27 protein-coding genes are annotated in these 22413 nt (G+C 43.7%); 23 read left to right on the top strand and 4 right to left on the bottom strand.

The window, feature by feature from the left end; all coding sequences use genetic code 11:
* On the top strand, window positions 1-357 hold the full coding sequence (locus tag EXT48_RS08270; protein WP_130164163.1) for a hypothetical protein: 357 nt from the start codon (window positions 1-3) through the stop codon (window positions 355-357).
* Between the two features lie 190 nt (window positions 358-547).
* Here EXT48_RS08270 and EXT48_RS08265 read toward each other — a convergent pair whose 3' ends face one another.
* From EXT48_RS08265 to EXT48_RS08250, 4 genes are read right to left on the bottom strand one after another with little or no spacing between them, the layout of a single operon-like run.
* Window positions 548-946, bottom strand: coding sequence for a 3TM-type holin (locus tag EXT48_RS08265; protein WP_130164162.1), 399 nt, complete (start codon window positions 944-946; stop codon window positions 548-550).
* Window positions 946-1260 (bottom strand): hypothetical protein, encoded by a 315-nt coding sequence (locus EXT48_RS08260; protein ID WP_039497804.1) that lies wholly within the window; start codon window positions 1258-1260, stop codon window positions 946-948. Before EXT48_RS08260 ends, EXT48_RS08265 begins: the two co-directional genes overlap by 1 nt.
* Window positions 1257-2315, bottom strand: coding sequence for a phage portal protein (locus EXT48_RS08255; protein WP_130164161.1), 1059 nt, complete (start codon window positions 2313-2315; stop codon window positions 1257-1259). Before EXT48_RS08255 ends, EXT48_RS08260 begins: the two co-directional genes overlap by 4 nt.
* Entirely contained in the window at window positions 2315-4087 is a 1773-nt protein-coding gene (locus EXT48_RS08250) for a terminase family protein (RefSeq protein ID WP_130164160.1), read from the bottom strand. Before EXT48_RS08250 ends, EXT48_RS08255 begins: the two co-directional genes overlap by 1 nt.
* A 191-nt stretch (window positions 4088-4278) precedes the next feature.
* On the opposite strand from EXT48_RS08250, the gene EXT48_RS08245 reads away from it, so the two are divergent.
* From EXT48_RS08245 to EXT48_RS08140, 22 genes are all read left to right on the top strand, one after another.
* Entirely contained in the window at window positions 4279-5172 is an 894-nt protein-coding gene (locus EXT48_RS08245; RefSeq protein WP_130164159.1) for a GPO family capsid scaffolding protein, read from the top strand.
* Window positions 5173-5182: 10 nt separating this feature from the next.
* A complete protein-coding gene (locus tag EXT48_RS08240) occupies window positions 5183-6220 on the top strand; it encodes a phage major capsid protein, P2 family (protein WP_130164158.1) in 1038 nt (345 codons plus the stop codon).
* 67 nt (window positions 6221-6287) lie between these two features.
* Window positions 6288-6986: a phage terminase small subunit gene (gene gpM, locus EXT48_RS08235; RefSeq protein WP_130164157.1), complete on the top strand. Its 699-nt coding sequence runs from the start codon at window positions 6288-6290 to the stop codon at window positions 6984-6986.
* Between the two features lie 96 nt (window positions 6987-7082).
* Window positions 7083-7520 (top strand): head completion/stabilization protein, encoded by a 438-nt coding sequence (locus EXT48_RS08230; protein ID WP_130164156.1) that lies wholly within the window; start codon window positions 7083-7085, stop codon window positions 7518-7520.
* The gene (locus EXT48_RS08225) at window positions 7517-7990 is read left to right on the top strand and encodes a phage tail protein (protein ID WP_130164155.1); all 474 of its coding nucleotides are present in this window, start codon (window positions 7517-7519) and stop codon (window positions 7988-7990) included. Before EXT48_RS08230 ends, EXT48_RS08225 begins: the two co-directional genes overlap by 4 nt.
* Window positions 7983-8615, top strand: coding sequence for a phage virion morphogenesis protein (locus tag EXT48_RS08220; RefSeq protein WP_130164154.1), 633 nt, complete (start codon window positions 7983-7985; stop codon window positions 8613-8615). Before EXT48_RS08225 ends, EXT48_RS08220 begins: the two co-directional genes overlap by 8 nt.
* A gap of 18 nt (window positions 8616-8633) precedes the next feature.
* Complete coding sequence (locus EXT48_RS08215) at window positions 8634-9734, top strand: DUF2586 domain-containing protein (protein WP_130164153.1); 1101 nt, start codon at window positions 8634-8636, stop codon at window positions 9732-9734.
* Between the two features lie 9 nt (window positions 9735-9743).
* A complete protein-coding gene (locus EXT48_RS08210) occupies window positions 9744-10193 on the top strand; it encodes a phage protein (protein WP_039497824.1) in 450 nt (149 codons plus the stop codon).
* Window positions 10193-10828, top strand: coding sequence for a hypothetical protein (locus EXT48_RS08205; RefSeq protein ID WP_130164152.1), 636 nt, complete (start codon window positions 10193-10195; stop codon window positions 10826-10828). The genes EXT48_RS08210 and EXT48_RS08205 overlap by 1 nt, the downstream gene beginning before the upstream one ends.
* On the top strand, window positions 10809-11102 hold the full coding sequence (locus EXT48_RS08200; RefSeq protein WP_240703365.1) for a putative phage tail assembly chaperone: 294 nt from the start codon (window positions 10809-10811) through the stop codon (window positions 11100-11102). The genes EXT48_RS08205 and EXT48_RS08200 overlap by 20 nt, the downstream gene beginning before the upstream one ends.
* A 170-nt stretch (window positions 11103-11272) precedes the next feature.
* A complete protein-coding gene (locus EXT48_RS08195) occupies window positions 11273-13684 on the top strand; it encodes a phage tail tape measure protein (protein WP_130164151.1) in 2412 nt (803 codons plus the stop codon).
* On the top strand, window positions 13681-13998 hold the full coding sequence (locus tag EXT48_RS08190; RefSeq protein WP_130164150.1) for a DUF2590 family protein: 318 nt from the start codon (window positions 13681-13683) through the stop codon (window positions 13996-13998). The genes EXT48_RS08195 and EXT48_RS08190 overlap by 4 nt, the downstream gene beginning before the upstream one ends.
* Entirely contained in the window at window positions 13988-15127 is a 1140-nt protein-coding gene (locus tag EXT48_RS08185) for a baseplate J/gp47 family protein (protein WP_130164149.1), read from the top strand. The genes EXT48_RS08190 and EXT48_RS08185 overlap by 11 nt, the downstream gene beginning before the upstream one ends.
* Window positions 15120-15626 carry a phage tail protein gene (locus EXT48_RS08180; RefSeq protein ID WP_165384099.1) on the top strand — a complete coding sequence of 169 codons (507 nt, stop codon included), beginning with the start codon at window positions 15120-15122 and terminating at the stop codon, window positions 15624-15626. The genes EXT48_RS08185 and EXT48_RS08180 overlap by 8 nt, the downstream gene beginning before the upstream one ends.
* A complete protein-coding gene (locus EXT48_RS08175) occupies window positions 15623-18205 on the top strand; it encodes a phage tail protein (RefSeq protein WP_165384098.1) in 2583 nt (860 codons plus the stop codon). The genes EXT48_RS08180 and EXT48_RS08175 overlap by 4 nt, the downstream gene beginning before the upstream one ends.
* Window positions 18202-18588: a hypothetical protein gene (locus EXT48_RS08170; protein ID WP_130164146.1), complete on the top strand. Its 387-nt coding sequence runs from the start codon at window positions 18202-18204 to the stop codon at window positions 18586-18588. Before EXT48_RS08175 ends, EXT48_RS08170 begins: the two co-directional genes overlap by 4 nt.
* Entirely contained in the window at window positions 18585-19088 is a 504-nt protein-coding gene (locus EXT48_RS08165; protein WP_130164145.1) for a hypothetical protein, read from the top strand. Before EXT48_RS08170 ends, EXT48_RS08165 begins: the two co-directional genes overlap by 4 nt.
* Complete coding sequence (locus tag EXT48_RS08160) at window positions 19066-19431, top strand: DUF1353 domain-containing protein (RefSeq protein ID WP_130164144.1); 366 nt, start codon at window positions 19066-19068, stop codon at window positions 19429-19431. Before EXT48_RS08165 ends, EXT48_RS08160 begins: the two co-directional genes overlap by 23 nt.
* The gene (locus tag EXT48_RS08155) at window positions 19409-20071 is read left to right on the top strand and encodes a hypothetical protein (protein ID WP_130164143.1); all 663 of its coding nucleotides are present in this window, start codon (window positions 19409-19411) and stop codon (window positions 20069-20071) included. The genes EXT48_RS08160 and EXT48_RS08155 overlap by 23 nt, the downstream gene beginning before the upstream one ends.
* On the top strand, window positions 20068-20550 hold the full coding sequence (locus EXT48_RS08150; RefSeq protein ID WP_130164142.1) for a hypothetical protein: 483 nt from the start codon (window positions 20068-20070) through the stop codon (window positions 20548-20550). The genes EXT48_RS08155 and EXT48_RS08150 overlap by 4 nt, the downstream gene beginning before the upstream one ends.
* Entirely contained in the window at window positions 20547-21248 is a 702-nt protein-coding gene (locus EXT48_RS08145; protein ID WP_130164141.1) for a hypothetical protein, read from the top strand. Before EXT48_RS08150 ends, EXT48_RS08145 begins: the two co-directional genes overlap by 4 nt.
* Window positions 21215-22165 carry a hypothetical protein gene (locus EXT48_RS08140; RefSeq protein WP_130164140.1) on the top strand — a complete coding sequence of 317 codons (951 nt, stop codon included), beginning with the start codon at window positions 21215-21217 and terminating at the stop codon, window positions 22163-22165. Before EXT48_RS08145 ends, EXT48_RS08140 begins: the two co-directional genes overlap by 34 nt.
* Window positions 22166-22413 lie beyond the last annotated feature (248 nt).

Genomic DNA, 22413 nt, shown 5'->3' with positions numbered 1-22413 from the left:
ATGTCGGTATTAAATTTTATTGAGTCTATTTTGGAAAGTGAAGGTTTATATAAACGTGCTGGGCCAACGCAAACCTCAGTGACGAAGCATCATTACAGGTATAATAACGAAGGTTTTTATGTAAACTTCAACTTAATTATTGATGAAGTTTGTTTTGATCCAACCGAGGAAGACAAAGAATTGTTTCGAGCTTTTCAAAACGACAAAGTACTTGATGAGAGGTTGAGTCAATTTGCTCACCATATAAGGTGCGCTGTTCAAGAATACAAGAATAAAGCGAAAGAAACTACGGGAAACCAAGAGGGCACAACTTTCAAGTTAACAAGCGATCTGAGATTAGAGAAAGAGCCATCCTAAACTCACGAATATGATACGACAATAATTAGCTTAAGAACACGCTACAACTTTATTATTAAAATAAGTAAATAGTAACTTTTTTGGTGTAAGTATTATTTCTATGTTTAGTATTGGGAGTCCGACAATTTTGTGGACTCCTAACATGTTTGAACTAATTATAATTACCATTAAAACAATTGAACACTTAGTACTATTTAGACACGCCTTTTATCTTCTCTACTGTTCGCAGCCCTGCGAGGCCAAGCATACCAAGGGTAAGTTCCATCATTACCTCAAGCGGAAGAGCTGGCGAGCCTATTTCAGGCCAAAGCCACTGAAGAATAGGGTTAATGACAAACGCAAATACAAATCCTAGCCCACATACCCACATCAAAAATGGCCTAGCACCCGCAACAAATATGCTGCGGTGTGCTGCCTGAACTGCATTGATTTTTGTTTGTGCTAATTGTGGCTTTTGTAAAAGTCGGAGTTTTACAGTTTCAAGCTTGAGCTCTTCCTCATCAGACGTAAATAATTCATCTAGAATATCGCCGATCGCACTTACGGGTTCTGCTGCTCCAACGCTAAAGATTTTTGATAGCAAACCCATTACTTTCTCCTTAGTTGGTTTATGACTTTCAGCGGATCCTTGCTAAATCGCTGACCTAAATTATTTAATCCATTGAATAGGTGGGGAGCCAAGTAAGCGCCTACGCCAATAAAGCCTGGTCGAGCGCTTTCGGCCACTTGCCAGAAATCGCAAAAGCTCGATACCAAATAAGCTGCAAGCAATGCCATTAGCGCATTAAAAAAGTAGCGTGCAAAGGTGAAAGCATGCGGGCTCAAATAAAGTTGTATTGCGGCAGCGACCATGCTGATCACCACAAACTGAAAAATGTGTTTTAGATATTCCATATCTATCATGCGGCCTTGTCCTTGTTAGGGTATAAATCGGAGTATTCCGGAATGTCAAAAGCAATGTGCAAATGGGACGGCAAGTAGCGATTAATGCCTGCCATCGTTTGTTGAAGAGGCACTACTTCATTGTTGTAATACGCTCGAGTGATTTTATCCAAATCACCAAAGCCCGGGCTATCGCCAGAGCTTTGGCCGCTCAATGCTTCTTGCGCACGATGCATGCTCAGCATGTCATTGAGAGTAATTTTCTTAATGCGTTCAAATTCATCCTTGGTCGAGATATCACCAACAGGTGTGATCTTAATAGACTTCTCAGCGTCGGCTTTATTACTCCTAAAGTTGAAGAACAAACTTCTAAAGTTACCCACGCCCTTACTGTCTTTAATTGCATCTTTGAGCTTGGCTTCATCATCAGTACTTAAATTAGGATCGGCCATACTAAATATAAAACCCATGTGTGCGCCGTTCTTGTAATAACGGCGCCTAAATAGTGTTGCGTCCTCATTGAGTAGGGCGCTTTGAATACCGCCGTAATACTCAGGTATACCGTAAATTCCTTGAGCCGGGTCGTATTCCTTCACATGTAATATTTCACCTGCTTTAAAGCGAATGGGTTCTAAGTAGTTATTACTGAGCTGCGCATATACCCCGCGCTCAGTTGTGTATCGCATAGTTAGTGCAGGCAGATGGCGCAACCGGATTATTTGACCGAATGGGTTTTTGATGATCTGCAGGTACGCGTTACCAGACCATAAATAATCATAAGCGAATTTTTTAAATGCTTCGTTGCTAAGCACTGAATTGGGTTTAAACCACTTTAAAATCATGTTGCGCTTAAAGCCTAAAATAGGCCCATGCTGTGCATTAACTCGCAACAGCTTTACCAGTCCATGTAAACTAACGGGTGGTGCGTAAATGCCGTTACTGTCTGCAAATACTCCGGTGTAATCGGTCAACCGGTTATCTAAACATGGTTCGGGATCTCCAAAACTAAATACATCGCTCATTGCTGTATAGTTTGGCGTCTCGCCACTTTTTACGTTTATCCTTGGCTTATCCATTAAGCTGCTATCCCTACAGATGTTTGACGGCCCATCGTGTTACCGTCTAATGGTTCAAATTTCATGGCGTGCATAATTGCCCATGCAATATCGGCGTGGCCCGTTGTTTCAGTGCGGTTTGTGGCATAGGTGATTTGGTCGCCAACTACCTTGCGACGAATGTTGATAAATGAGCTAGCAATGTTTACCGCATCTTTATCAAACTCAAAGCGGCGATTTTTAATCACGTTTAGCGCTTTAATTACCATTTGGTTTTTAATGATCGGGTTGTAGTGTATTGGCTCAGCATTTGGAAAGAATGCGGTTATTAGTTCCCACACGCCATAACCCATGCCCGTTGTGTCAACCCCGATGTGCTGTACATTGTATTTGTGAGTGAGCTCTTCTATTTCGCGGGCCATTGCCTCAAAATCGTTACCGCTCAAATCAAGCGCTTCTAGTAACCTAAATTTTTCGCCTGGTTTCATGGGTAGGCTCAATACCGCTACGCACGCTTTATCTCCAAAGCGTGCAGGGTCAAAACCAATTACCACAGGCTTTAAGCCAAATGGGCGTTCGTACTCATCGTCAAAATCATCCCATTTTGTTGAGTCGCCCACGCAGGCCATCAGTTGTTTTAAGTTAAACGCCGAGTGTGCATCGTCGATAAACTTACACATAAACAAGTTGTCGAACTCGTCTTGTGAGTATTCGTTTTCAAGTACCTCAATATCAATGCGGTCAAAGCCTGAGTTAACTACATCATGCACGTTAAGCATCTGGCGCCAAATGCCATCTTCACATAATCGACCATCTTTTAGCGCTTTATGACTACAATCAATTGCGAACTCAGGGTCGTTACAGGCTTTAGTTTTACGAAACCATTTACCATTCCAATGATCGTATGCTTCGTGGCTGGTAACTGAAGGCGTACTAAAGTAAGTGATCCTCAAATGCTTGTGAGTTGCCATTGCTTGGGCAAGGCTACGAAGGGTTTTGTATTTTGGTATCCAAAACACTTCATCTATATATAGGTCGCCACTTTCCGATTGTGCTGTTCTTGCATTGGTTGATTTGAAAATAAGCTTAACTGTTTTGCCACCTTTGAGCGTTAGCACCATAGGTGAGCCAGTGAGCTCAATATTAAAGTGCTCACGAACAAGTGCGATAATATTGGCTTTGAATACTTCGGCTTGGTCACGACTTGCTGAGATGAAAATTTTATTGCGGCCATTTACAACGGCATCATAAAACGCTTCGAATGCAAAATAGAATGTGGCCCCAATTTGGCGCGGTTTTAAAATAAAGCGGCTTCGGTGGTCTTGGTTCTCAAACCAATGGAGTTGGTGCGGATAGAGTAACTTTTCTTTTAGTTCGTCGAGCATTTCAACCGTGATGGCTGAGCAGTCGTTTTTCTTTTTCTTCTTCTTTTTACTACCGGCTGCGGAGCTATTACCTTCTGGTTGCCCGTCGTTGGCTGCTCGTTGTTTAGGTGCCGGCGCAAGTTTACTTTTGTTTAGTGCACAGAGCTGGCGAGTACAAAACTCTAACTCTTTATAATCAGCTTCGGTCTTTTCAGGTTTGTCGGTTAGGATATTAATACGGCGACTAAATGCCATTTCAGCATTGTAACTCGGGCACATATCTGCCCATTTACCATCATCAGCCCAGCGGCGAATACTGCGCGCACTCGGCATGTTTGGCAAATCTGCTATTTCGTCAAACGTGTAGCCTTGTACCACATATAAGTCTTGCGCTTGTTTGCGTACCTCTGGCCCGTACTTTGGTTGCATCCTGCACCATAATTCATCCTTTAATTCGTACAGTTTAAGGGCTAAAAGTAGCTAAATCGTCCAATTAAAATCCTAGCTATTCCTAAAAGCTAAATATAGGAATTTCAAAAAGTTAAACCATTAGGAATAATCATTTATTGTGTGCAAACTTGGCCTAACTTAATAACGCAACGCATTAAACAGGTTAATCAATGCCAGGTCAATTACGCACAATACCGCTTGCTATTGCAGCTGCTGGTTTAACAGTAGACGGGCGAGAAATCGAAGAGCAAGACATTAACGATATTGTTGAGACGTACAATCCTAAAAAGTATGGCGCCCGCATTAATATTGACCATTATGCAGATTGGTCTGGCTGGAAAGCCGAAACACTATCATCGGTTCAGCTCACGGGCGGTATGCTAGGCGATGTGATTGAGGTGAGCACCGACACTAACGAAGATGGCGTACAAGTTTTAAAAGCAGTTCTAGCGCCAAATGCTAGCTTTGTGCAACTAAACCAAGCCGATCAGCACGTCTACTTTTCTATTGAAATTGACCGCAATTTTATGGGCACCGGAAAAACCTACCTTACAGGTTTAGCCGTCACTGATTACCCAGCAAGCACCTACACATCAAGAGCCAAATTTAATAAGGGCGCAGATAACACGGACGTTTCTTTTTTACGCGCAGACCTTGGCCTACATAGCCAAAAGCCAGCTAAAAAACCATTTTTTAGAAATCTATTCAGCAAGGAAGATGACCCCATGCCATTAACGAAAGAAGATAAAGCCGAAATTGGTAACGCAGTTGCCGAGGCGCTTACCCCTGCATTTACTCAGCTTACGTCGAGTATCAAAGAGTTTGGTAAAAATAATGAGCAGGAAGCTCAGGGCCAACAGGATGAAGGCCAAGGCAGTGATGCCACAAACCTAGAGCTGACGGAGCAGCTCACCCAGCTAAACAAAAAGCTCGATGAGCAAGAAGAGAAGTTTAATGCGCTTCAAAACAAGTTTACTGAACTCTCAAGTACGGAAGCCGCTGGCACTACCGAAGCCGACGACGAGCATACCGGCGACGACGGTAAATATAGCAACTTATTGTAAGGAAACAGCAATGCGACCTAAAACAACTCAAATCTTTAATGCCATTTGTGTGGCGCTTGCAAGCAATTACGGTGTTGCAAGTGTGTCTGATAACTTTGCGGTAGAACCGACAATTGAGCAAAAGCTTTATGATGCGGTGTATGAATCGGCTGAGTTTTTAACTCGCATTAATCATGCGTTAGTTGATGACTTAGTGGGTCAATCGGTGTTTATGTCTGCGGGCTCAGGTGTTACTGGCCGTGCAGGTGTAGACGAAGACGGTAACAACGAGCGTAAAACTAAAGACGTGTCGGGTTTAACCAAACGCGAATACCGTTGTTATGAAGAAGAAATCGACGTGCATTTAACCTGGGCAAAAATGGATGCCTGGTCTAAGTTCCCTGATTTCCATAATCGTTATCGTAACCATGTCCGTCAGCAAAAAGCACTCGATATTATCAAAATCGGCTGGTATGGCACGCATGTCGCAACAGTAACAAATCTGACCGAACACCCCATGATGCAAGACGTCAACATTGGTTGGTTGCAATTGGTTCGCCGCGACGCGGAAGAGCGCGTAATCACAGAGGGTGAAGTTGCCGGAGAGGTGCGCATTGGCGAAGGCGGTGATTACGAAAACCTCGATTGCGCCGTGCACGACTTAATTCAAGGGATCCCGTTGCATAAGCGTGTAGGTTTGGTTGCCATTATTGGTGATGAACTTATTTCGCAAGACAAGGGCAAGCATTACGCCAAAAACGCCCACACTCCAAGCGAAAAAGAAAAAGTTGAAATGTCACAGGTGATCAACACTTACGGCGGCTTGCCTAGTTTTCAAGTGTCGTTCTTTCCACCGCGCGGCATTTTGGTCACGAGCTTTGACAATTTAAGTCACTATGTTCAGTCGGGCTCAACACGAATGAGCATTGAAAACAATGCCAAGAAAAAGCGAGTGGAAGATTACGAGTCGCGTAACGCCTGTTATTACGTTGAAGACCTAGAAAAAATCGTTTTCATCGAGTCTGACTCCGTAAAAATCCATAAAGATGCCGACGGTAACTGGTCTTAATTTCCTTTGAGGTAGAGCTTCGCCGCTTGGCAGTTTACAAGCGGCGTTTTTTAGAGAGTGTTTTTATATGAGCTTAGTCAAACGAGCGTTAGCCAAAACAAAAGGCGAAGTGCCAACAAGCATTAAAAGTAGTGCGCCAGCAACAAGCAAAGCGCAAAACCGCAAAAGTGAGCATACCGAGTACGCGTTTTTTAAAGCGGCCATTGACTCAGACTTGGCTCAGCTAAAAACATTCGGCGATATTAGCGACAAAGCTGACTATAAAGCCAAAGCGATCGAGAAGAACGATTACATAGGTTACTTAAACCAATACCGATTAAGTGGTGACAATCATCCAAACCTTGTTTTAGCTTGGGTGTTTATTTGGCTAGTTGATTTAAAGCGATGGTCTCAGGCGATTGAACTATTGCCATTGCTGATCGAGCAAAAGCAGCCGCTACCTAAACAATTTAACACCAAGCACTGGCCGACCTTTTTAATCGATCAGCTGTACGACGATGCCAACTGGTACTTACAAAACAGCTGCACAGTGGAAGATTTGGCAAACATGGCGTTTACACTCCAGCGAGTTATTCATGCCACTCGCAATCAAGACTGGACTGGAAGCGAAATCGCGGGCGGTAAGCTCTATGCCATTGCTACCAAAATAGAGGCCACGTTGCATAACAATGGTAATGCCATTCGGTTTGGCAAGATTGCACAACAGATTAATGAGAAAGCGGGTGTAAAAACACTCGTCGAAAAGCTAGAAAAAAACGTGAAATAGCTCCAACGCCAGTGGGCAACTTAGCGTAACCAGTTAACAGTATTTGATTGGCTGCTTACGTCTAAGTGGCGCCCACACAAATAGCAAGGGTAATTGATGAACTTAAGTGGAATGCCAAAAGCAGATTTGCAAATTGATGATCAGGTTGTCCCAGGCGATGGTTATTACCCTGATTTAAGTACTGCTTATTTTATTGAGCATTATGCCGTTGCCGGTGAATACGCCAATAAAAGCGAATTACTGGTTGAAAAGCTAAAACTTGCTCAAGCCGAAGTCAATCAGGAGCTGATGCAAATAGTACTAACAAATGCTGAAGCACTGCACCCACAGCAAGCGCTGTTCTACAAAAATGCTGTTTACAGCAAGGCCAAAGCCAACTTGCTAGTGAGTAAACTGGGCAGCACGCACCGCGATAATGCAACAGCGCAATCACAAGCCGCCATTGATAATTACGAATATTGGCAAAGTGAAAGCGTCAATGCACTGAGACTATTGCAGGCGCTCAGCCCCAACTTATCGGTGGAACTACTATGAGCCAAAGCAAAATAGCCAAGCTTAAGCAGCACTTAGTGAGTGCGGTATACCAAGGCCACAAACTAGCGCTAGAAACACAATTTGATTGTTGGATTGAAGGCGGGCGAATTGAGCCAAGTAGTAAAACAGTCAATGGCAACGGCTTATTGGCCGCAAGGTTTTATTACTCAGGGGTTATTAGCATAAACCCTTGTGCTGCACCGGCTGCATTGATATGTGCGTTTGCATCATTTTGGTTGCAAAACAATGGCGGTAAGTATGACAGCACAGGCATTGAATTTAGCGCTGACGTTAATGACGACAACAGCAACGAAGTTGAACTAACGATAGAGCAGCTTTGTGAGGATATTGAGCTTATTCAAACCGGCAATGGCCCGCTTGAATTAAATGGTAAGCGTTATGACTTTGGTGAGCAAAGCCTATGGATAGCTGAAGCATTCACGCTGCATGGTGAAGTAAGCCGTGCTTAACGTCAAATTTGACTACGGCCAAAGCAAAGAGCAGTTAGCGTTTTTACAGCTCAAGCCAAATAAAAGACGTAACTTGTTGCGGGGTGCGATAAGAGCCGCGAACCGCAGTAGTAAAGGGCGAATAACCCAACAAAAAGATTTAACGGGTAAAGCGTGGAAAGGCCGAGCTAACGGGCGCAAGAAAAAAATGCTCACTAAGCTAAAGCGTCGAATGAAAGTGCGGTACGGACCAAATAACGCCAGCGTTTATTTTAAAGATACACGTACTGGCAAAATAGCTAGAGCGCAGCAAGAGGGAATAAGCATTACTGCGCAAGTGCCAAAAAACAAAGGTGAGCAGCGCAAGGACGGTTTGGCAACCCGCAACCAAGCAAGAGCATTAATTGCAGCGGGTTACAAAATACCGCGCGGGAAAGGCAAAGGTACAAAACGCGCAAGCATTGTGTGGATCACAGAGCATTTAAGTAAAAGCCAAGCAGGTTTTTTGCTCCGAGAGTTAAAGGGCAGCTCAGGTAAGAGCGAATGGCAAATTGACTTGCCGGCCCGCTCCTTTTTAGGTCAAACACAGGCCGAAGAAAAAGAGCAACTGAATTTTATATTAAACAAAGCTATGCAAGTAGCGTAGCGCAAATAAGGAACGACCATGGCACAAGGAAAAGTATCCGTTGCCGCCATTCAAACTGGTAGTGGCGCTACGAAAGAAGTGGAACGCACGACTCTATTTATCGGACAAGCGCCTGCAAACATTGGCAGCATTCTACCCATCAATGCTCAAAGTGATTTCGATGATCTATTCGGAGCTGATGATTCACCATTAAAAACGCAAATTGCTGCCTGGCAGCGTAACGGTGATGAGCTAGTGAGTGGGTATGCAATTCCTCACGGTGCCGGCGATGATGTTATGGCGCTCATTGATAAAGCAATGAACCAAGATGTGAGCCCTGAAATCATTGTGATCTGTACCCCAGTCACAGGCAAAGCTGATATCGAGAGCTATCAAGCTAAGGCACTAGAGATCTTATCGAGTTTGGCTAGGCGCGTTCGATTTCTTATTGCTGCACCAGGTTTATCTGATGGTCAAAATTGGTCGGATTTAGTTACGGCGTTACAGCCGTTAACAGATGGTATCGTTGGCGATAGAGTGGCCGTTGTTCCTCTGCTATTCGGTGATGAGCTGGGCGCCGTAACTGGTCGACTATGTAAGCGAGCAGTTACGATTGCTGACAGCCCAATGCGAGTACTTACAGGCGCTATGTCGCTCATGCCATTGCCAAAAGATGCAGCAGGCAACCCGTTAACCAATGCAACAACCGCCGCACTTGATACGCTACGATTTAGCTGTACACAGTTTTATGCTGATTATGATGGTGTTTACTTTGGTGACGTTAACATGCTAGATGCTGAAGGTGGTGATTTTCAGCAAATCGAAACAGGCCGCATTGTTGATAAAGCCGCACGCGCCGTGCGCATCATTGCTATTAAACATATCAAAAATCGCCGCTTAAACAACAGTACTAGCGGTATTGAGTTTGGCAAACGCACACTGGGTAAGCCACTTCGTGATATGAGTAAGTCAGTAAACATTGGTGCAGATAAGTTCCCTGGTTTAATCGACACGCCGAAAGACGACAGTATCAATCTAACGTTTATGGACGAGCGAACCTTACAAGTTGTGCTGAAGGTAAAACCGATTGACTCCCCGAGCACCATTATCGTTGGGATTATGTTAGACCGAGAAGTGTAAGGAGCGCACATGCAAAAAGTATTAGGTGGTAAGGACTTTGATATCTTCATTGGTAATTCAATGGTCCATGTTATGGAAGCCACGGTAAAAATCACGGATGGCAGAAAGGTTAAAAAGGTTCGCGGTATACCAAAAGGCTTTATTGATGGTGATGTTGAAGGTGAAGTCACATTAAAACTTGACCATGAGAACTGGTTGATATTGCAAGCTCAAGCGGAAAAAGCTGGGAGCTGGAAAGCGATTGAACCTTTCGACGTTGCGTTTAACGCTGAAGTAGCGGCGGGTAAAAAGAACGTTGAGGCGTTCGGGTGTTTACCGCAACTAGAAGAGATTTTAAACATCAAGGCCGATGGTGGTGAAGAAGACACCACGACAATTAAATGCCCAATCACAAGCCCTGATTTTGTGAAAATCAACGGTGTGCCTTATCTAACTGACGATGAAGTAAGGGATCTGTGATGACAAAAGCCATTCGAAACTTAAACCCAGATATGGTGATAAACACCGTGCGTGCATGTGGCCATCGTGTATTTGAGGGAGAATTAAACCTCAATATCATCGGTGTTCGCCACAGTAATACACGAGCAAATACATTTAATGATGCGATCTGCGTGCTGTACCAACAAGGTGGCGAATGGCAACTAAAGCAGTATAAAGCAACAACTGATGCGGGACTTTACTGGCGCAAACATCCAATGAATGTAGACGGTACAGCCGTGCTTATCGCTGGGCAACACCTAAGCCTCTGGACACTTGGCTACCACCAAGGCAAGTACCGCGCACTTGTACAACATAAACCAGTAGTTGTCTTACGGGATAATAACCAGGACGACGAGTTGGACACCAATACCACGCCTCATGCAGAACTACAGCAAGGCTACTTTGGCATTAATTGTCATCGAGCGAGTGCAACAACGACCTCGACCCAAGTGGGTAAGTGGTCTGCGGGCTGTCAAGTAATTGCAAATCCGAATGACTTTGACGAGTTTATTGAGCTTTGCGAATTATCAGCTCAAAAATGGGGCCCATACTTTAGTTATACACTGCTAGACCAAGCAGATTTAAAAGAGAGTAATGACAATGTCACTAGCTAAAACAATCATCATCGAGACAGACACTACAGAGTTCAAGTTTAATGTTGATACTCCTGCATACAACAAGTACGTCAATGCATTAACTCCAATCAATAAAATTCAGCCGGCAACGAATTTTTTGATGTCTACAGTAGATGAATCACAAGCAAAAGCATTGAAAGATCTGCTACAGCAACCAGCGGCGGCATTGCATATGGCGAGTACGATTGTGGAGGATTTTCAACCGGAGTTTAACTTTACCGTAAAAAAATCGAAGAGCGCGCCAAGCAAATAAAGACAAACCGAATTGATCAGTTACTGGCATACCACGCTCGATACTTTGGGGCTATGCCAGTAACTGATGAGAGCTTAGCCCAAGCGCTCTTTTTAGAGATCCAGCAAAATGAGTTGTTAGCCACTGCCGTAAATAACGGTATATGTATGGCGTTAAATGGCGATGATTAGATGAGCTCACTCAGTAAATTAGACAAACTAATGTATTCAATAGGTGTGGTAGACAAAGTCACTGGGCCTGTGAATAAGATCATGGCTAAGATTAATCAGATGAGTGAGCAAACCGCAGCTGCGAAAGAGCAGATGACGGGTGGGTTAATGAGTGCCGCTGGCGGCGCGATGATGCTTGTTGGTTCTCTCAATCCTGCGATAGATGCAAAGGACGCGCTCGGTGAAGTCAGTTCACTCAAAGTAAGTAATGAGGCGTTAACTCAACTCAATAATACAGCCATGAATTTTGTAAGTAACTATGGCGGCAATTCAGCGGAAGTGATCCGCAGCTCTTATGATATCCAATCTGCAATAGCAGGGCTTAATGGTAAAGAGTTGTCACAGTTTACCAACTCATCAGCTATTCTCGCCAAAGGCACAAAGTCAGATGCCGCTACTACAACAGATTATTTCGGCACTATGTATGGTATTTATCAAGATACTGCAAAAGAGGTTGGTAAGTCTGAGTGGATACAAATGCTCACAGGCCAAACTGCTGCAAGTGTGCGTATGTTCAAAACCACTGGTAGTGAGATGGCGGGGGCGTTCTCAAGTCTAGGCGCAAGCGCAAACTCGCACGGTATTGAAATGAATGAGTCAATGGCAGTGCTAGGCCAGCTGCAAGCAACAATGTCAGGGTCTGAAGCTGGTACAAAATATAAAGCATTTTTAACAGGAGTGGGGGCCGCACAGCAAAAACTTGGCATTCAGTTGACAGATTCTCAAGGCAAGTTGTTACCAATGGTACAAGTGATTGATCGTCTAAAAGGACGGTTTGGGGAGATAGATACCGTAGCTAAGACAGATGCATTAAAGAATGCATTTGGTAGTGATGAAGCCGTTGCAATGTTACAGCTTCTTATCCCTCAAACAGAGCAACTAGAATCCAATATTAATCAACTCGCTCAAATAAAAGACATGGGAGTTGCCGTTGAAATGGCTAATTCAATGAGCAGTTCGTGGGACCGTTTTGGCGGTTCAATGAATGCTGCAATGACTAGCCTCGGACAAGCAGTCTTACCTATTATTGAACCTATCGTCGATGGACTATCTGCCATATTGAGAGGCGTTGTTTGGTTAACGCAAACGTTTCCAACCCTAACCGGGATCATTGCTGCAGGTGTTGTGGCCTTTACTGCTTATGTCGTTGTTATGGGTGCATTTAATGCGGTGATGGGGCTGTATCGTATGACCATGTTATCTAGTATTGCGTTAACAAAAGCACATTTACTAATTACTAAGCTATGGCAAGCTGCACTGGTCGCTTTACGTATCGCAGGGTTGATTACCTTAGTTGCAAGTCTGGGGGCAGCTACAGTTGCGATGGGAGCATTAAATGCGGTAATGGTGGCAGGAAAGTTCGCTGCACTGCTATTTAGTGCGGCGCTTTGGGCTAATCCAATCACATGGATAGTAGCTGGAGTCGTGGCACTTATTGCAGCAATCGGTGCGCTTATCTATTACTGGGATGATTTAGTTGCTGCATTTAAAGACACAGCATGGGGGCAAGTGTTGATGAGTGTCTTTGACCGTGTCAAATCGTCATTTGATGGCTTAGCAGATAGCGTGGGTTGGATACTAGAAAAGCTAGGTCTGATTGATGATACCGAAGCAAAATTAAAAGTAGAACACACAAGTCAGCCATTACAACAGCAGTTCTTTAAAGCAAACCCCGAACAAATGATGATAGCACAGCGGGAATTTGGTCAAACAGCGAACAGCCATCAGATCAGCAAAGCTGAATCAACCGCTGTACTTGGGCAGCTACAAAACACAATGTCAGGCGCTAATGCGGGTAGTAGTTACAGATCGTTTATAGAAAGTTTGCCATACGCTCAACAAAAGTTAGGTATTCAACTAAACGGTGACAAAGGCACCGCATTTCCTATCGTTACCATTTTAGAGAGGTTACAAGAGAAATATGGTGAGATTGACTCGGCCAAAGAATACAGTGAGTTAACACAAGCGTTCGGTAGTGATGGAGCCTTAGTAGTAAAAACACTAATGCCGCAAGCGGATAAGCTAAGAAATAATATTGAACAACTTCCTGGAGGTAACAATAACAAAGCTGCTCATGTAAGCATGAGCGGCGTTACTCAATTGCCTATCTACAATTCAGATCAAAATATTACCAACTCAGCAATCAATAGCGCATTAGAAATAGAGAGACAAAAAAGCGAGCTTCAGCAACAAAATAACAGCTACAAGGTGAAAACGCATAGGTCTGAGTTTTTACAAAGCTTAAGCAAGAACACAACAAACAACCAAGCAGTATCGACTGATAACTCGAAGCGCGTGATGATTGACTCTCTCACCATAAAGTCAGACAACGTGAAGAGAGATTTTGATGAGCTAATGGAGTTAGCTGGATGATACGTATAGACCTCAATATTGTTGATGGAGATATTCATCTAGATAGCCTATTCAACCCGTCACAAATCAATGATCGTGATGTGGTTGCACAGGATATTAAGCACCGAATTATTGAAAGTAAAAAACTCCCTTTGCTAATTGGCCTTAGGAACAAAGACCACATTGCAAAAGTACTCACTGAAATTGAGCTAATTGTTGAACAAGATGATCGTTTAGTTCCTGGCACAATAAAAATCACACAATTGACTACAGGCCTTATCAATGTAGAGGCAGATACTCGGGATTACGGAAGGATTGAGCCTAATGGATTATAAAGCGCTTTTTGAAAAGGAGATGCGAGCTGCTGGTATGTCAGTCTCCGTGGAAGATTTTTCAGCGCAGTTTGATGAGCACCTAAAAAATGCGGGGTTTGTAGTAAACAACCAAAGTCCATACAGCCCATTTTTTAGATTACAAAAAGCGTTAGTTGCAGAGCCTGCCGCTCAACTGGTCAAACAGATGACTACTCATGTAATGCCAAACAGCTTTGTTATGTTGGCTCAAAAAGAGTGGTTAGACATTCAAGGTAATGCCCGTGATATTAAGAGACTCAAGGCTGTGACTGCTAGAGGGCAGCTAAAAATAAGCCGTTTAGACGCATCACAAGAAATAGAGATCCCAGCAGGGACTATTGTAGAAAGCATACCGCTTAATGGAAAAGTATATCGCCTCGTTACAGAGAGCGATTGTGCCTTAGCAATAGGCCAATCAACAGCCTCACTGACTGCTGTCGCTGAATCTCATGGTCATGAATACAATTTAAGTGCTGGCTATTATGTTCGTGTCGTTGGCGAATATGATGGTGTAAATATCATAAATGACGACGACTGGTTGATCACAGCTGGGCAGTACATAGAGAGTGATGAGAACTATCGATTGCGAATAAAAGCGGCATTCGCACACTTAGGTAAATACCATGTGGATGACGTATACAAGAATATTATCGCAACAGCAGGTGGGATCCCCATGGACAATATCGCACTTGAAAAAGGCGCGCCACGAGGTCCAGGCACTGCAAACGCGTATGTTTATTTAACAGTAGGAACAATCAGCCAAGCGATTATAGACAGTATTAATAACCATATTGCTGCTGGTAATCATGGCTTGGCCGATGACATGAAAGTGTTTGCAATGCCAACTCAGTCATTTGATATGACAGTCACCTATGAGGCAAGCCGAGATATTAGCAGTGACATCAGTGTTTTTATCCGCTCTGTCTTTCGGGAGAACGCCGCTTACTCTTCAACTAGAGTCATGCCAAATACCGCATTTAGTTTTAGTTTATTGGCGGCAGAATTACACAACGCATTCCCTGAGTTAACACGAGTATCGTTTAATCAAACCAGCTTAAGCACAGGGTTTTGGTTACCAAAGTTAAATGAACTGGTGGTGCAGCATGGCTAACCTACCAAGTTGGATATATGGCGATGATGCTAAAAAGTTAGCAAAGGCCACTGAGGACTATTGGAACGAGCTCAATTCACAACTGCTATGGTGGAATACAATTCAACACAGCACAGACGCCAGCGAAAAAATATTAGATCTACTTGCATGGGAAAGAGGCGTTAGCCGGCTATCGGGTGAACCACTGAGCATGTACGCAAAACGAGTTCAGTTAGCTCATGTAAATGCTATTGATGCGGGCAGCGCAGCTGGGCTTGAAAGGATTTTCAGGCGTCTTGGAATATTAGCAGAAGTCAACGAAAGGGTAAGTGGGTTTGACTGGGACCAAGTACAAGTCTCAATGCTAGAAAAGAACTTCGCAGGGAGAGAGCGAATGATACTAGAGCTGATAGCGAGTTATGGCAAGACATGCAGGCGGTACGTGTTAAATGCAATGACAGCAATCACAACAGCAGAAGTATGTGGCTTGGTGTTGTACAACAAGGAGGTAGTTGGGTGAGCCAATTAAAAATTACAAGCGCAGGTATCGCGTATAAAAATGATGTCTTTGCAGGAACAGAAACCCTCAATATAACAAAGATGGTTTTTGCTCACGTACCAGGATTAAATGCAGATTCGCCGATTTTAAGCGATAGTGTGCCGGCAAACATTGTATATAACCAACCCATTGATCGAGTCAGCAGCTTAGATGGTGATGCAGTCGTGATATCAAGCGTGCTTGGCCACGACGTTGGCAACTTCACTTTTAACTGGTTTGGTGCAATCGCAAAAAAAGCTAATGGCACTGAAGTGCTGATTGCGATTGTACATACAAACGAGCAAACCAAAACGCGTACAGATGGAGCTAATACCGGTGACTATAGTGTTAAGTCAATAATTTGGAGAAGCCAGCAATTAGCTGGGGATCTGAATGTAACACTGGCTACTCTACCTTGGCAGGTCAGCGATGGAGTGTTCGCGACAGCACAAGATTTGTCAGCGCTAACAGAAAAGTTAAACCGTCGCACCCACGGTAGAAATATAGCCGTTGATTTGTCAGACCAAGTTCAATTGTCATCATACCGCAAAAGCGTGATTGCACTGTGTAAGTTAGTCAACACATCGAGCAATTATGAAAGTTGGAATTTTGGTGAGTTGTGTTTTACTCGGGTTAACGGCATTGTGCCGAATATAATTGCACAAGTCGCGGTCAGTCGACGGTATATGACCGAGAAAATGAGAGGAAGCTTACAGACAAACGGGTGTAGGTTCACACCCCGCCTGTGCACGTTTAAACTTAATGGGACTAGGTATGGCGGTGTTGAGTTTTATCATTCAGCGCCAGAACAGGATGTAGTCACGTACAACGGTACAGGTTCGTTCGTGCCATTTGGTTTGGATTACTATGACACCAGATCTAATCTAGCGCTAAATCAAGAGGTGGCTGATACAATCAATTTTGAGAGCACGATTGAAATTGACGATGAAATAGCGTTCAACGGTGCGAGTTTATTAACTGACAAGCGGTTTTGCGATGATGCAGATGTTGTGACTGGTGGGCGCACTGACCTAATTGTTAGCCCAAAAGCGGCAGCAGCCGGTGATAACCAAGTTCGACAAGAGATGGCTATTCATGGGGTGGGCAACAGGATGAGCCTTCAGTCGGGTTACTTTATAACTCGCTCGTTTGATATAACCATGAACTTGAATAGTCCCTGCGAATTTCCTGATTTGCCATCGGATGCATCTGATATTCTGGTATTCGGCACTACGCAAGGCACAGGCTCAGACTCAAATTTGGTCGCGCGATTCCATAAGTCGAATGGTGAGTGGAAAGCTACGCATATTTATACATATGACCTGTTCTCAAACCGCCCCAGTGTTAAAATTATCAACGGTAAACCGCATTTCACATGTTTCCATGCATCGAACTATGTATATAGTTTTTACTGTCAAATTGCACTCCAAGGAACTGGGTCGGCTCGGCCATTTGACTTCTTTGCAAACATATACAGTACACAAAACAAACCTACACCGCCTGAAATAGGAGCCATTTCAGATATTGGTAGATACATCGGCGGCGTTGATGCAAATGATTTAACTGAGCGCACTGAATGCGTTTTAGCGTTGAATAATGTGCAAAACCTGCCATCAGAATCGCCATATATTATTGAAGTGATTGTAGTAAAAACCCAGAACAGCAGCGAACAGCGAATTGTACAAAAAGCCCATCTTTATCATGGCGAACCAAAATCATATATTCGTTATCGAGTTGGAGAGGGCCAATGGTCTGAATGGGATTTAGTACTCACTACAAAAAACCCGCCGAGTAAAGCGCTGCTCGACTTAGACAAGGTGCAAAATATCAATGCGTTTGATTATATGCCACTGCACTCAAAGCGAGATTTTAAAGATGGCACGTTGATAAAAACCAGCATCAATTATGCGGTGGCTAGCGGTGCTGCGTGGATGTTGGAGATTAAAGGGAATGGGTACGGTGGTTCGCCAATCAGCGTAATAGCGCAGGGATATATCTATAGCAGTACGATGCTGAACTGCAGGGGGATTGCGACGGGTGAAAGATTGCATGGCCTCGTTGTATTAAATGTCGATAGCAAAATGTGTTTTTGGTTCCCAAGGCAGAGTTACTGGCAGGGAGTCGATGTGTATTGTAAAGACGTAAAAAGCGACGGGCGACTGACTAATAAAGTTGAATCTATCACAGATGAACCAAAGCCAGATGGTACGAAAGAAGTTGCTATTGCCATGGATTACGTCTACAGCACTAGCAACATCAAACCGGTGCTGATGCAAGAACATCGCCAAACATCTGCAACCCACGACTTATCGGCACACGAAAAGCGATATCTCACAACTGAGGGGCCATTCATCCTACCGCCAACAGCAGAACTGTCCGATGGGACAACAATAGCCCTCAATAAATGTCATGGCATTTGGCCTGTTATTAAAACGGCTGATGTCGATATCAAGTTAAGCAAGCGTCACGGTCAAGCCGTGCAAACTGGCAGTGAATTTATGTACAAAGCAAATCGAGAAATTTTAGTCGCATTCAACGGCGAGCATTGGGAGGTTCAATGATGATGTCAGTAACAGATGGTGTCACACCTCGACCTGTGGAATTACTAACAGGCACATTTTACGCATCGAACCCATCACTAGCGTGTACCACCATGCAAGTGGGAACTGATGAGGTCATATTGTTTGAGCACAACGATACTCAGGGGGTATTGACATACCTAAACTCCCTAGACTATGTGGCAATCACAGAGTTAACCGTAGATGGCGAAAATGTGCTGGCAACATTTGAGGCTGCTCGCGGCTCAAATCATCCGATGACAGAATCAAATCTAGACAGAATTTTACCACTACATTTTGATAGTCAAATTAGATTAAAGGGAAAAAAGCGTAGCGGCTCTGGAGATACGGCATCGTTCCAATATGAGATATGGAGAACAGAATGACAATAGTAGCATACGAAACATTAAATAATGAACCGTTGGATTCGCCTGAGGCGCCGTGTTACAAGCTAACAATTGGTGATAACAATAACGTACTATCTCGAGTTCTGTATCATCCAGTCCCACGAGACAATAGGCCAACAATTACGCTGGAATCAATTGAGCTAGAAAGTTCTGCGTCTCGCAAAATCGGGGATATTTGGTGGGTGCCTTTGGGTGAACCTATCACAATAACAGCCCAAGCTTTGGGTTTACCAAACGGCGGGCTCATGGTGATGGTTGAGCGCGTAGTAAATGCGAGCCAACCAATTGAAGACCTACGGTTTATTGCGACTATCAAAGATGGTGTGGTGACGTTGCCATTACAGTTTGATACCAGCGGTAATTATCTCATTACTGCTAAGAGGCTTAACGAGGGTTTGGCACGTATCGAAAACGCGCCGTTTAGATTGGATTTTGAAACGATGGAGTTTGACGTTTATGTCCCAGTTGCCACAGCCTAAGCTGGAATTTATAGGGTGTGGAAAAGCGCGCGTGCTTGAGCCAATTAAACACAAATATGGAGAGGTCGCTGCTGGGTTCGTAACGGATGGGTTCAGTATTCCGAGGTGGCTATGGTGGTTTCACAATCCATTTGGAGATGGGCTACTAGCTGCAATCATTCATGATGATGAGCTTAGAAAGCGCAACCCACAAGCACATAAGTATTTTCGAGAATATCTTGAGCTTGGTGGTGTGAGTAAATTCAAAGCTCACATTATGTATTTTTTTGTGCTCGGGTATCAAAAAGTAAAATACCCCAATGCTTTTAAGGATCACACCTATGGACAGGGCAGCGTTAAATAGGCAAATAAAAACACTCCATAAGCTAAGCCATTACAGCTATCAAACATCACGAACTATGACCAGTGCAGCAGGGGCCGCTGAACTTGCGGAAGCTGTACAAGATGAAACCAGAATTGATAGCCCTAACAGTTGGGATGGTTTACTGCTCTATAGTTCTGGACAAACCGCAAAAGCTCTAAAAAGTAAGCTAGAGAACTTTAATCAATCATGTCCAATTGCTGATTTTATTCACACGGCAGCTTATGCAGAGAGCTTAACTACTGTGGAGCAAGATAAGTTTACAATCACAAACGGGCAAAGTTTAGAGTGGCAAACGTTAACTACAACATCATTAAAACCTTTGAGTTTACAATGGCTCAATGACTCAAAAAGGCTCATAAATGATGAGGGGACAACCCTCATTACATCCATTGACAATGCGATGACAGAAACTGAAAAACTAAAAGCTGAGCGAAATTATAGGCTGAATCCTAGCGAAGCACACATTGTAACGAGACTTAATGCTGAGCTGATTAAAGCTTCAAGCAGAGGCTCTCTTGCACAAGCTATAACTCGATATGGCAATAATGACGAACACTGGGTTTTTGTGTTACTCGTCGGTAATTTTGAAAGCCTAAGCATAGTGAAAGACGCAATATGATCAGTATAGATGGATGGCGAGTACCAGGTTATGAGACTAAGGTAAGCGCGGCAGTAAAAATTAAAGGTGATGATGCATCGGGATTCGGATCGTTTGCCTTGTCACTTGACCAAGGTATTAAGGCCTCAGTGCTTACTGTAAAAACAAAGATCCCATTCGCTGAAGAACAGGAGTTAGAAGCGTTGATCAGTAAGGCAAAGGCACTCGATGAGGATGGCGGGCGTAGAACCTATACCATCAACAGCCCCATTTCAGCAGCATATAAAATTCGCCGCGCCAAATTTGATGGCGATGTAAAAGCAACTGAAGATGAAGACGTGAGGGCTTGGCTCGTGTCTTTTAACCTGCTCGAAGTGAGATCGGTATCAGAGCGCCAACAACAGCAACTAGACTCCAAAGGGCAGCGACACACTGCGGCGCAGTCAACGACAGGCCATGAAAAAATATTGGCTCAATTTAGTGAGGTTGAAGGGCCTTGAAATTAAATGAGCAACTAACAATTGGCGGAGTGCCAGTAACAACAATCGAAAAAAAGCTAGTGCAACTGGATATCGGTTCTACAGGCAGGGCGAGCTTTCAAGTCGTTTGTGACTTCGAGCCAACCGGACTAGTTGAGCTGCATATAGGATATCAATTAGACGCGTTAGAGCCTTACTTTTTGGGTGTGATTGAATCAAAGTTGTATTCAAACGGCTTGTGGCACTTAACATGTAGAGAGCTAATTGGCGCACTAAGCTTTAAAATACCTATGGCAATTAGGCATGCAACGATTGAAAAGGTATTGGCAGAGCTATCACAAGGACAGCTAGAATTTGTCATACCAGATGTACAGTATTCGAAAGCCGTCGTACCAGCATTCTACCATGCAGGATCAGGCATTGAAGCGCTACGCCAAATTGGTGCTGTTTGGCAAATACCTCACTACATAGTACAGCAGCGACCAGATGGGAAAATCTACGTTGGCAGTTGGGAGCATTCAAAGTGGGCCACCTCTGAGGTTAGTGAGTTCCCTGAGCACGCAATTAAAACGATAAACAGCTTAAGCGGCGAGGTGTTAGCAATACCAAAGTTAAGACCTGGCATAAAAATCAATGGCCGATACATCACGGAAGTAACACTAAACAATGACAGGATGCAATTAAGATGGTCAAACAAGCTATTAAACGGCTCATACTAAGGTATTTTCCTGAGCTAGGTGAGCGAAAACATTTACCACAGCTGGCAAAGTTTGTTGCTATATATGATTTGCCTGCAGATACACCAAAAGCTAGCACTCCGTTTCGCCCATACAAAGCTGCAGATATACAGCTCATAAACCCACAGACTCTTGAGCCAACTGATGCACCGGTATTTCAACAAGTAACATTAGCTATTGGACAGCCAAATAATGCAGGTGTCATCTCACACCCCAAGCCCGGAATGCTTTGTCTACTGCAATATATTGATGGGCTCAACAGTCTACCTGTGATCATTGCAATTTTACCGTGGCAAAGCTTAGTGCCAAACTATAAACACACAGACGTATCTCTTTTACAAAGTACTTCCAGCAGTATCCAAGGCCGGGATGAAAGCTGGCATATGAAAACGGATAGAGATATCAGTCAACGTAGTGACACAAGCACCGTTATGGCGAGGTCAAGAAATGAGGCCTACCATGAGCGCACGTGCAACATAGAGAGTCATGACACAACAAAGATAGATGGCAACCAAATAAATGAGGTGATGGGGGCCCTGAAAACAATTGTGGGTGAAAAGGCGTTACTAACCGCGCTCGAAGGCGTATTGATTGGCAGCAAAAAACAAATTGAAATAAAAGCACATGGTGATATGCAGTTGCAAAGCCTGAGGACGCTTTATGCAAAAGCTACTGATCTTGCAAAAGTAGAGGGGGCGACTGTATGGGTTGGTGACAACTCAGTTAATGCGATAAGAATTCTTTTAGAACTAATCGAGGTTGTCGCAGAGACTAACGAAAAAATAGCAACACACAAACATGGGGTCACCAAGCCACCCCCAATTAACGCCGCTGAGTTTATCGGTTTTAAAAGCAAAGCTGATGCGTTACATGAGAATCTTCAGCCAATAACTGAATGAGCACGTCAAGTGTGTATATCACTGTGTATATAGTATTGATTTTTATTTTAAAAGTTTAACTAAAACATGTGGTTAGTTGGTGGTTCGATTAGTCGTGCCAGAAAATAGTTGGGATGTTCTGGGCATTATTTGGTGTATCTGATTGGTTTGTATTTGTCATAAAATCAAAAAGTTATTCTACTGTTTTTGTTTGTTTTGGTTAATCATACTTGTCGTGATGGTATGACAACTGTGTATATTAATGTGTA

Source organism: Pseudoalteromonas sp. CO348 (assembly GCF_004208845.1).
Taxonomy (GTDB): Bacteria; Pseudomonadota; Gammaproteobacteria; order Enterobacterales; family Alteromonadaceae; genus Pseudoalteromonas; species Pseudoalteromonas maricaloris.
This window is presented reverse-complemented; position numbering and strand designations above follow the sequence as displayed.